Origin of the sequence: Candidatus Frankia alpina (genome assembly GCF_902806485.1) — a bacterium.
In the GTDB taxonomy this organism is placed as follows: Bacteria; Actinomycetota; Actinomycetes; order Frankiales; family Frankiaceae; genus Frankia; species Frankia alpina.
Genome location: NZ_CADCWT010000185.1, coordinates 1 through 9,946 on the forward strand (window position 1 = coordinate 1; position 9,946 = coordinate 9,946).

Consider the following 9,946-nt stretch of genomic DNA (forward strand, 5'->3'; position numbering starts at 1 on the left):
GCGCGGCACCGCCGGCCGGCCGACGGGCGCCGCGGCCCAGCCCCGGTGCGCCGCCCCCGGCGCACTCCGTGCCGGCCGAGGGCGACCGAGGCCAGGACGATCATTGCGGTCCCGACGCCGAGCGGGGTCAGCGGCTCACCGAGGAGCAGCGCCGCCCAGGCCAGGGTCAGCACCGGCTGGGCGAGCTGGAGTCGCCCGACCCGCGCCACCCCGCCGAGGGCGAGCCCCCGGTACCAGACGACGAAGCCAAGGAACATGCTCACGACGCTGACGTAGCCCAGGCCGGCGGCGGCCCCGAGCGTCACATGCCGCGGCGGATGCGCGGCGAGGCCGGCCGCGGCCAGCGGCACCGTGACCGGCAGTGCCGCCAGCAGCGCCCAGCAGATCACCACCGCGCCGTCGACGCGACACGCGAGCATCCCACCCTCGGCATAACCGAGGCCGACGAGCACGACCGCGGCGAGCACCAGCAGGTCCGCCAGCCGCGGCCGGCCCGCGCCCTGGACCGCGGCGAAGGCCAGGACCCCCAGTGCCGCCCAGTACGGCGGGGCCGGCCGCTCCCCGGCCAGGACCACCGCGAATCCCGCCGTCGCCGCCGGCGCCAGGCCCACGACGACGGCGGCGTGCGCGACCGGGACGTCCGCGAGCGCCCACGAGGTGAGCAGCGGGAACCCGACGACCACGGTCGCGGCGATGACGATCGTCGCCACCCGCCCGTCCGGGGGGGAACAGGGGCAGACCGCGCCGGCGCAGCAGGGCCGCAGCGAGGCCCGCGGCCAGCACGGCACGGCCGGCGCCGACGGTGAGCGCCCCGAAGGCCGGCTCCGCGGCCCTTGTCGCGACCAGCGTGAGGCTGAACGCCACCACCCCCGCGGTGCCCGACAGCAGCCCCCGCGCTTCCCCGCTCCCAACGGATGCGCTTTCCTTACCTCTCATGCACGAGGATATCGGCGGAAGCGTGGCAGGACCCGAGGTCGAGCGGCGCGGGCCGGGCGGTCAGCCGGGGATCGTCGACGAGCTGACCGCGCTGTGTGCCCGCCTGCCCGCGGGCTCGGCGCTGCCGAGCACCCGGGAGCTCCAGCGCCGGCACCGGGCGAGCGCGCTGACCGTGCAGCGAGCCCTCGCGGCGGTGGCCGTCCGGGGGCTGCTCGTCACCACGCCCGGCCGCGGCAGCGTCGTCGCCGAGCCGCCGGCGTCCCGGTCGATCGATCTGAGCTGGCAGACCGCAGTGCTCGGCGCCCGAGACGACCTGCCGCACGACATGACCGAGCTCTATTCGCCCGTCCCCGACGGCGTGCTCGACCTCGCCTCGGCCTACCTGGACCCGGCGGCCCAACCGGTCGGCCTGCTCGCGGCGGCCGCCGCCCGCGCGGCGCGGCGGCCCGGCGCCTAGGATCGCACCCCGGTGGCCGGCCTGCGCGGGCTGATCGCCGGCCTGGTCAGCCCGGCCCACAGTGCGCAGGACGTACTCGTCACCAGCGGTGGGCAGGCGGCGTTGGCGCTGGTCTTTCGCGCCCTCGGTCGGCCCGGCGAGGCGCTCGCGGTCGAGCACACCACCTACCCGGGGGCCCTGGCCGCCGCGCGGGCCGCGGGGCTCGTTCCGGTGCCGGCGGACGCCGCCGGGGTGCGCCCCGACGATCTCGCTGACGTGCTTGGCCGCAGCGGGGCCCGGTTGGTCTACCTCCAGCCGCGGCACGCCAACCCCACCGGGGCGGTGCTCGCCCCGAACCGGCGCCCGGCGGTGCTCGCCGCCCTACGGGATCACCGGGCGTTCTGCGTCGAGGACGACTGGGCGGCGCCGCTGGACCTCACCGCGGTCAGCCCACCACCGCTGGCCGCCACCGACCCGGACGGCCACGTCGTGCACGTGCTGTCGTTGTCGAAGAGTGTGTCCCCCGGTCTGCGGATCGCGGCGGTCAGCGCCCGCGGCCCGGTCGCGGCCCGGCTGGCCCGGATACGGATCACCGACGACCTGTTCGTCGCCCCGGTGCTGCAGCAGACCGCGGTGGAGCTGCTCAGCACCCCGGGCTGGCGCCGGCACCTGGCGTCGCTGCGCCGGGTGCTGCTGGCCCGCCGGGCGGCGCTGCTCGGCGCGATCGCGCGGTCCCTGCCCACCGGAGACCCGCCGCAACCACCCAGCGGGGGCGTGCATGTCTGGCTGCCACTGCCGGCCGGCGCAGACGACCGGCTCGTCACCGCGGCCGCCCGGCGGGCGGGTGTCGCCGTGGGCCCCGGCAGCGCCTACACCGTGGGCGAGGCCATCGCCCCCCACCTGCGCCTGACCTACAGCCGGACCTCGAGCGAGGGCCTCGTCGCCGCCGTCGACCGGCTCGCCACGGTGCTGCGCGACGGGTGAGCCCCCGAACGGGGGTCACGCTCCGCGGCGGTCGGCCCGGTTCGGTCGAGTCCGAGTCGCCGGCCGGGCATAGGTATGGGGTATCGAGGGGCGGATCGCCGCGGGACCGCCCCGCTCGCCCGGGTTGGACGGTGACGCTCAGATGGGGGATGAGGCGCGCAGGCCCGCACGGTCCCGCTGGCCTGGGTCCGAGTTCCCACCCGCCGCCCGCTGGTGGCGGTGGGTGGCGGGTGGCGTCTGCGTGGTCGCCGTCGTGGTGGCGGCGGCCGTGCTGACGCTGCCCGCCCGGCCCGCGCTGATCGTGGTGCGGGCCGCCGGGGTGGCGTCGACGACGGCCGGCGCACTGGCCTGCTTCGTGACCGCGGCTCGGCGCGAGGGCGCGGAACGCACCTGGCGTCTGCTCGTCGGCGTGATGGTGCTGGCCCTGGCGGGGACGGCGGTCGCCGCACTGCACGACGCCCTCGGCGGCGGGCAGCCCGTGCCGCACATCACCCTGCCGATGCTGGTGCTGCTCCTGCCGTGGCTGTGTGGCCTGGCCGGGGTGCTGCGCTATCCGACCGATCCGTTCGACACCCTCGCGCACGGGACCGCCCGTCAGCGGCGCTGGTACCTGGTCACGGTGCTCAACAGCGTCATCGTGACCGGCGCCGTCGCGCTGCTCGCCTGGGCGACGGTGCTGGAGAACGGCATCTCCGGCGCCGACCGTCCCGTCTACGACATCCTGCCCGCGCTCGTCGTGACCGCCGCCGCGCTCGTCACCGCGGTGACGATCATCCTGATCGCCACGTTCCGCCGGCCGCGGTCCCTGCTCGGCCTCAGCCTGCTGGGTTCGGGGCTGATGGTCTTCGCGCTGGCCATCATGATCTACCTTTACGCGACGACCCGGGATCTCACCGACCTTCCACGCATCCTGGACCTTGGCTTCGTGACCGGCCCGCTGCTGGTGGGCCTCGCCGCGCTGCTGCCGTCGGCGTCCCCGCCCTTCGGCGTCATCCCGGCGGCGCAGTGGACCGCCGCGGAGTACCGGCGGCGCTGGTGGCACGTCATGCTGCCCTACCTGCTGCTGCTCGTCGCCGGCGCCGTCGCGGTCATCCGGGTGATGGGGACCGATCTGGCCGGGCAGGAGGAGATCTGGGCGTTGCTGTGCCTGCTCGTGCTGGCCCTCGTCCGGCAGATGACGACGATGGCCGACAACGTGCGGCTGTTGGAGCGGCTGGAGAACAACCAGGTGGAGCTGCGCCGGCTCGCCTTCCACGATCCGCTGACGGGTCTGGCCAACCGGGCGCTGTTCGCCGACCGGCTCGACCAGGTGCTGACCCGTCACGCCCGGATGTCGCACCCGGTCGCCGTGATCTACTGCGATCTCGACGACTTCAAACAGGTCAACGACGCGCTCGGGCACGCGGCCGGCGACGAGCTGTTGCGCGTCACCGCCCGCCGGCTGACCGGATCCGTACGGGCCACCGACACCGTGGCCCGCTTCGGCGGGGACGAGTTCGCCATCCTGCTCGAATCCGCCCCGCCCCCACCCGCAAGCCCGGCCCCTCTTGCAAGCCCGGCCTCACCCGCAAGCCCGGCCTCACCCGCAGCCGGCACCGGTGCGCGGACCGGCCCGGATCCGCCGGGCGCGGATGCCGACGGTCCCGATCTGCCGGCGGGCGAGGCCGACGACCTGGTGGAGATAGGGCGCCGACTCGCCGAGGCGGTCCGCGTCCCGGTCCGGCTCGCGGATACCGCCTACGCCGTCGCGGCCAGTTTCGGGCTCGTCGTCGTCGGCCCCGCCGATGTCGCGATCACGGCCGAGACCCTGCTGCACCGGGCGGACCTGGCGATGTACTCGGCCAAGTCCGGCAAAAATGGACTCCTCACGGTCTACGACGCCGACCTCGCCGCGCCGGACACCGTGCCCGCCCTGCACACCGCCCTCGCCGCGGCCGTCCGCGACGACCCGAGTGGCGGCCGGCTCAGCGTCTCCCTGCGACCCGTCGTCGATCTGGCGACCGACGAGGTGTCCGCCTACCAGGCTCGGATGGAATGGCACCACCCCCGGCTGGGCGTGTTGCGCCCACAGCGGCTGGCGGCCCTGGGCGACTCGGCCGGCACCGGGCCGACCCTCGACCAGTTCCTGCTGCGCCATGCGCTGGAGTGGATCGCCCGCCGGACGCCACCCGGTGCGCGCCCGGCGGCGGTACACGTGCCGCTGCTCGCCGCGCGGACGACCCGTGCGGGCCTGACCGCGGAGATCTCCTCCGCGTTGGCCGACGCGGGGCTGCCGGCCGGCGCGCTCGTCCTCGACATCCGCGGGACGAGACGGGACCGTGACCTCGACGCCACCGCCCAGGTCCTGACGCGGCTGCATCGCATGGGCGTGCGAATCGCCCTGGGCGAGGTCGGCTCGGCGGACACCACCGTGGACAGCTTGCGGCTGCTCCCCGTTGGCATGATCATGCTGCATCCCGCCTACACGGCGCTGTGGGTCGACCCGTCGACGCCGGAGCGCCTACGCATCTTCACCGACCGCTTCCTCACCACCGTGCTCGACCTGGGGATCGAGATGATCGCCGAAGGTGTCGACACCACCTGGACGGCACGCCGCCTGCTCGAACGCGGCTGCCACCTCGCCATCGGCGACATCGTCGACAACCGATCCCCGCCACCCGCGACCGCCGCCTGCGCGTGAAGCCGACCATCCGACGGGGGCTCGACCGGCCCCGACCGGGGTGCCGGGCTCAGCGGCCGGTGAAGCGGGGGTCGCGGCGCTCGGTGGTGGCCCGCACGCCCTCGGCGAAGTCGGTGGTGGCCCGCAGGATGGCCTGCTCGGACGCCTCCCGCTCGGTGGCGGCCTGGATCGCGGGCACGAGGTCCGCCCACATCGTCTGCCGGATGCTGCGCACCGCCAGGGGTGCGGCCGCGGCGATCTCGGCGGCGAACGCGAGCGCCGCCTCAAGTAGCCCCTCCGCCGGGGCGAGCCGGTCGGCCAGACCGATCTCGAACGCCTCCTGCCCGCCGACGCGACGGCCGGTGTAGAGCAGGTCCAGGGCCTTCTGCCGGCCGACGACCGCCGGTAGCGTCACCGACAGGCCGAAGCCTTGGTGCAGGCCGAGCCGGGAGAAGTTCGCCACGAACCGGGTCTCCGGGCTCGCCACCCGGAAGTCCGCGGACAGCGCGAGCCCCACCCCGCCGCCGATCGCGCTGCCCTGCACCGCCGCCACCACCGGGATCGGGGCGGTGAACAGCCGCAGTGCCGCCCGGTAGAGAGCCGGCGCCCCCTCTTCGGCCGAGACCGCCGCAGCCGTGCTGGTGCCGGCGAAGTCGGCGCCCGCGCAGAAGTGCTTGCCCTGCGCGGCGAGGACGATCGCGCGGACCTCGGAGCCGGCCGCGAGCTTGTCGTAGGTGTCGGCGAGCTCCTCGATGAGGTTCACGTCGAAGTAGTTGTGCGGCGGCCGGCGGATCTCGACGACCGCGACGTGGCCGGGCCGGGTCTGGACGGCGACGTCGCCGGACTCGCTCATGCTGATCCTCCGTAGTGCTGGTCGGTGCCCGGCATGCCCCGGTCCGCGTTCGCACGGGCATGGGGCGGACGGTTGCCGGGGGCCGAACACCCCGTCCGACATCCTGGCCGATCCGGCTGCCTGGGGCGCGCCGTACCGGCCAGCCGAAACGGGGCGATCGTCGGCCCACCGTCCGGCCGGGGCTTATATCGCATCCGCCGCATTGCCGGGCGGGGACCGCATAAATTCACCGGCTATCCGTATCGCTGGCGCGTCACCACCCGATCACGAAGAATAGCGCCTGTCGGCTTCCGGGGATATTTCGTCGGCTTCGGGAGCCGGGTGCAGAGTGCCCTTCGCGGGTGCTCCCTGCTGTTTATCGTCGGTCCACCTGGGGTTTCTTTCAGATGCGGTGGATCGTCCGGTGAAATCCGTGAACCCGTGCCGGGAAAGGAAGATCATGGCTGTTGGCAATATCGATGTGCAGGCGCTGGTCGGGCGGGCGGCAACCGCCGCGACCGCCGTGTCCGAGGCGTCGGGCGGGCCCGACCTGGACGACCGAACCTGGGCCCGCGGGGGACTACTCGGTGATCGCCCGCCTGCTCGCCGGCCTCGGCTGCGACCTCGTCCGGGCCGCGGGTGTCGCCCCCGTCCACCGGGTGCTCGGCGTCGCCGCCGGCAGCGGCAACGCCGCCCTCGCGGCCGCGGAGCTGGGCGCCGACGTGACCGCCTCCGACCTCACCCCCACGTTGATCGAACGGGGTCGGCAGGCGGCGGCTGAGCGCGGCATCAGCATGGAATGGCTGGAGGCGGACGCGCAGTGGCTGCCCTTCGCCGATGACGACTTCGACGTGGTGGTGTCCTGCATCGGCGCGATGTTCGCCCCCGATCAGGCCGCGACGGCGCGGGAGCTGGTGCGGGTGTGCCGTCCGGGCGGCACGGTGGCGATGGCGAACTGGACCGCCGGCGGGGCGATGGGACGGCTGTTCTCGTTGCTGGAACGGCACGCCCCCACCCGTCCGGAGGGTGCGCTCGCGCCGACGGACTGGGGCAACCCCGACCATGTGCGTGCCCTGTTCGGTGACCGGGTCACCCGGCTGGAAACGCACCGGCGCACGGCCCGGCTGGACTTCGCCGGGTCGCCGGCGCAATGGTGCGCGCTCTACCGGGCGTCTTTCGGGCCGGTCGTCGAGACATACGAACGTCTCGGTACGGATCCGAAACTCCTCGCCGCGCTCGACGGTGACCTGCTGCGATTCGCCTCCGGCGAGTATCTGGGCCCGCTCGGCGGTCCGGGGCGCTACGAGTTCGAATACCTCCTCGTGTTGGCCGAGGCGGGGGCCTGACGGCGCTTTCCCGGTCTTCCCGGTCTTCCCGACTCCCCGGCCAGCCGCTTCGCCGGCCCGGCGACTTCAGCGATCGGCGGCGGGCCAGAACACCGCCTGCGGCACCGGCGAGCTCGCCGCGGTGGCCGAGCCGAGGATGATCCCGGCCGGGGTGATGGCCTGCACGCCGCTGTAGGCGCCGCCGAGGGTGCCGAGGTCGGTGAGCCGGCCGGTCTGCCAGCGGAACGCGTGCGTGACGCCGCCGACGCGGCGCGCCGTCGCGGTGCCGCAGACGATCCCCTGGTCGTTCAGATCGGCCGGCTCGACGTCGCCCCCGGCCACCCGCAGCGGGATGCGGCGTCCGGCCTGCCAGAGGAAGGCGCTGTATGACTCTCCGAACGAGCTGACGAGTACCTGACCGGCGCCGTTGATCGCAATCGCGCTGGACCCGGTGTCGCCCGGCAGGGTGCCCAGGTCGATCGCGCGGCCCCGCTCCCAGAGCACGGCGTGACGGGCGCCGGTCACGGTGTCGCTGGAGCCGGCGACCTGCCCGCGCTCGTTGACGGCGACGGCGTCGCTCGACGGGCCGCCGAGCGTGCCGAGGTCGTGAATGGTCCCCGCGGACCAGCGGACGGCGTGCTGCTGCCCGCCGGCGGTCGTGCTGGTGCCGACGATGTGGCCTGCGGCATTGACCGCCACGGCGGTACTCGATGGGCCGCCGAGGGTGCCGAGGTCCCGTGGCCGGGCGCCCCACCACAGGGCGGCGTGCTCCTCGCCGCCATCGGTGCTGCTGACGCCGACGATGGCCCCGGTGCGGCTGATGGCTCTCGCGCTGCTACGCCGTCCGCCGAGGCCGCCCGTGCCACCAAGGAAGCCCAGGAGCTGATAGTTCCCGTCGGCCCAGCGGAACGCCTGGCGGTCGTAGTGGGTCACCACGTCGCCGATGACGACGCCGGCGGCGTTCACGGCCGCAGGCTCGTTGCTGCCGTCGAGGTAGCGCACGGCGCCTGCGCGCCAGATGCCGCCGACAGCGCTGTACGGGGAGTCGTCCCAGCTACCGACGAGCAGCCCGGCGGCGTTACCGGCAGTGAGCCGGCCCGGGCTGTCGGCATCGGGGCTGCGGACGACCACCGGCGGCCTGATCGGGGGGCGCTGCGGCACGGTGGCGTGGATGGTCGCAGCCGCGGCGGGCGGGACCGCGCCGAGTGCGAATGGCGCGGTCCCGCCGGCCATCGCGGCGAGGCGAATGAAGGTCCTGCGGTCGTTCGGCACGGGTGCCGCCCTCCCTCTTCGCGGGACGGAGGATCTGGCATTCTCCATCCGGCAACTACGCTATGAAGTTAGATGGTGTCGCTATGTCATGATGCCGTCAACGTGCGACACGCATCCAACCGGCGTCCGTCTCGCCTGACTGCCGCATTTATCGCACCTTTCTGCGACTAGTCGTGCACGCAGCCATGCCGAGGTCTAGTTACGGTTTTGGGCCCCAAAACCGTGAGTAAGCCTCGGCACGATCTGGCCGGAAACCGGGCTGACGAGCGGCCTGAGGCGCGCCAGCAGGGTTGGCTCGGCTACCTGGGGTTGACGAACGATGCGGAAGCACCCGTCTGTGCGGGTCAGACGGACGGGTCAGGTGGGACAGGTGAGGGTCGGGTGGGTCAGGCAGACGGGTCAGGTGGGACGGGCGAGGGTCAGGCGGGGCAGCAGAGCGCCGACCGTGAAGCAGACGGCGGCCGAGATGAGGGTGGTGGCGGCGTCGACCGCGGTGGTGGGCGTAACCAGGCGGGTCGCGGAGAGGACGAACGCGCCGAACAGGCCGACTGCGCAGCCGGCGGGCAGGAACCGCAATCCCCGCTGCCACCAGGTTGCCGGCGCGGCGTGCCGCCCGAGTGGGAGTAGCGCCACCGCCCACAGCAGCCCCATCAGGACCAGCAGGCCGAGCCCGAACAGGCCATAGATGGACAGCAGCGAACCGTGCACGTTAGCAGTTCCGGTCGCCTTCGCCACTGTGTGTAGATCGGCGTCCCGGATCGCTACCTCGACCGGCATCAGTCCGGTCGCCCGACCGTCCAGGTCCCGGATGTCGAGATCGACCGTCCAGTTCGCCGAGCCGCGGGCCGGCACCGTCGTGCGGACGCGGGTGTCGTAGTCGAAGAACGTCAGGCCCAGCACGGCGCCGCTCAGTCGCACCGAGTCGACGTCCAGGTTCGAGCGGCTCAGGTTCTGCAGGCTGACCACCACTCGGGCTACCGCGTCGGCGTCGAGAACGAGATCGCCTCGGCCGAGCGGCTGCCCGTCGATGGTCACGGCCAGCTCCACGCCACCCCCCGGTGCCGCATGGGCAGCGGGTGCCGGGGACAACGTAAGCCAACCGAGGCACGCCGCCAGGCAAACAGCGATAAGAATTCTTTCCCTGACCGGCTGCGCGGCCGGCAATGCGATGCTCACTACTTCCCCCCGCGGCCGGGATGTGCGGCCGGCCGGCTGTTATTCTATAGATCGTCGTATGGTGGGACTTCCGCCAAACGTGCATCACGTGTTTTCGCGGGTCGTGGGGATGGGCCGGCCTCAACGTGTTGCCGGTCGCACCCAGGGGGGCGTACTGGTGTCAGGTCATCGATCGACCGATCGGTTCATGAGGTCGTCGCGGCGCGGAGTCGTGCCGACGGTCTTTCTCAGCGTTCTGCTCCTTTGCGTGGGAGCGGGTGTGGCTGCCGGCCTGATCCAGGGCCCCGGGAAGATCGTTCTAGGTTGCGATCTGCTACGCGGAGTAT

At 73.5% G+C, this 9,946-nt stretch carries 8 protein-coding genes; 4 read left to right on the top strand and 4 right to left on the bottom strand.

The features are described 5' to 3' along the window. The coding region (locus G6R25_RS17555; protein ID WP_235948867.1) for a DMT family transporter at positions 1–710 on the bottom strand (710 nt) is incomplete at its 3' end. Positions 711–958: 248 nt separating this feature from the next. Here G6R25_RS17555 and G6R25_RS27645 point away from each other — a divergent pair. From G6R25_RS27645 to G6R25_RS17565, 3 genes are all read left to right on the top strand, one after another. Then, positions 959–1,393, top strand: coding sequence for a GntR family transcriptional regulator (locus G6R25_RS27645; protein ID WP_235948869.1), 435 nt, complete (start codon positions 959–961; stop codon positions 1,391–1,393). A 12-nt stretch (positions 1,394–1,405) separates the two neighbouring features. Continuing rightward, complete coding sequence (locus G6R25_RS17560) at positions 1,406–2,356, top strand: aminotransferase-like domain-containing protein (protein ID WP_235948871.1); 951 nt, start codon at positions 1,406–1,408, stop codon at positions 2,354–2,356. A 223-nt stretch (positions 2,357–2,579) separates the two neighbouring features. After that, positions 2,580–5,036: a diguanylate cyclase domain-containing protein gene (locus G6R25_RS17565; protein ID WP_235948873.1), complete on the top strand. Its 2,457-nt coding sequence runs from the start codon at positions 2,580–2,582 to the stop codon at positions 5,034–5,036. A 49-nt stretch (positions 5,037–5,085) separates the two neighbouring features. Here the strand turns inward: G6R25_RS17565 and G6R25_RS17570 are convergent, their stop codons facing one another. Then, positions 5,086–5,868, bottom strand: coding sequence for an enoyl-CoA hydratase/isomerase family protein (locus G6R25_RS17570; RefSeq protein WP_136449262.1), 783 nt, complete (start codon positions 5,866–5,868; stop codon positions 5,086–5,088). Positions 5,869–6,434: 566 nt separating this feature from the next. Between G6R25_RS17570 and G6R25_RS17575 the strand changes: the two genes are divergently transcribed. Next, the gene (locus tag G6R25_RS17575; protein WP_163553862.1) at positions 6,435–7,193 is read left to right on the top strand and encodes a class I SAM-dependent methyltransferase; all 759 of its coding nucleotides are present in this window, start codon (positions 6,435–6,437) and stop codon (positions 7,191–7,193) included. A 66-nt stretch (positions 7,194–7,259) separates the two neighbouring features. Here G6R25_RS17575 and G6R25_RS17580 read toward each other — a convergent pair whose 3' ends face one another. Both G6R25_RS17580 and G6R25_RS17585 read right to left on the bottom strand, forming a co-directional pair. Next, a complete protein-coding gene (locus tag G6R25_RS17580) occupies positions 7,260–8,444 on the bottom strand; it encodes an HAF repeat-containing protein (protein ID WP_235948876.1) in 1,185 nt (394 codons plus the stop codon). A gap of 399 nt (positions 8,445–8,843) precedes the next feature. After that, positions 8,844–9,479 (bottom strand): hypothetical protein, encoded by a 636-nt coding sequence (locus tag G6R25_RS17585; RefSeq protein ID WP_163553864.1) that lies wholly within the window; start codon positions 9,477–9,479, stop codon positions 8,844–8,846. Positions 9,480–9,946 lie beyond the last annotated feature (467 nt).

What these genes read in the sequence shown, in the direction of transcription:
- G6R25_RS17570 (WP_136449262.1), bottom strand. Translation starts at nt 5,868, where the DNA reads ATGAGCGAGTCCGGCGACGTCGCCGTCCAGACCCGGCCCGGCCACGTC.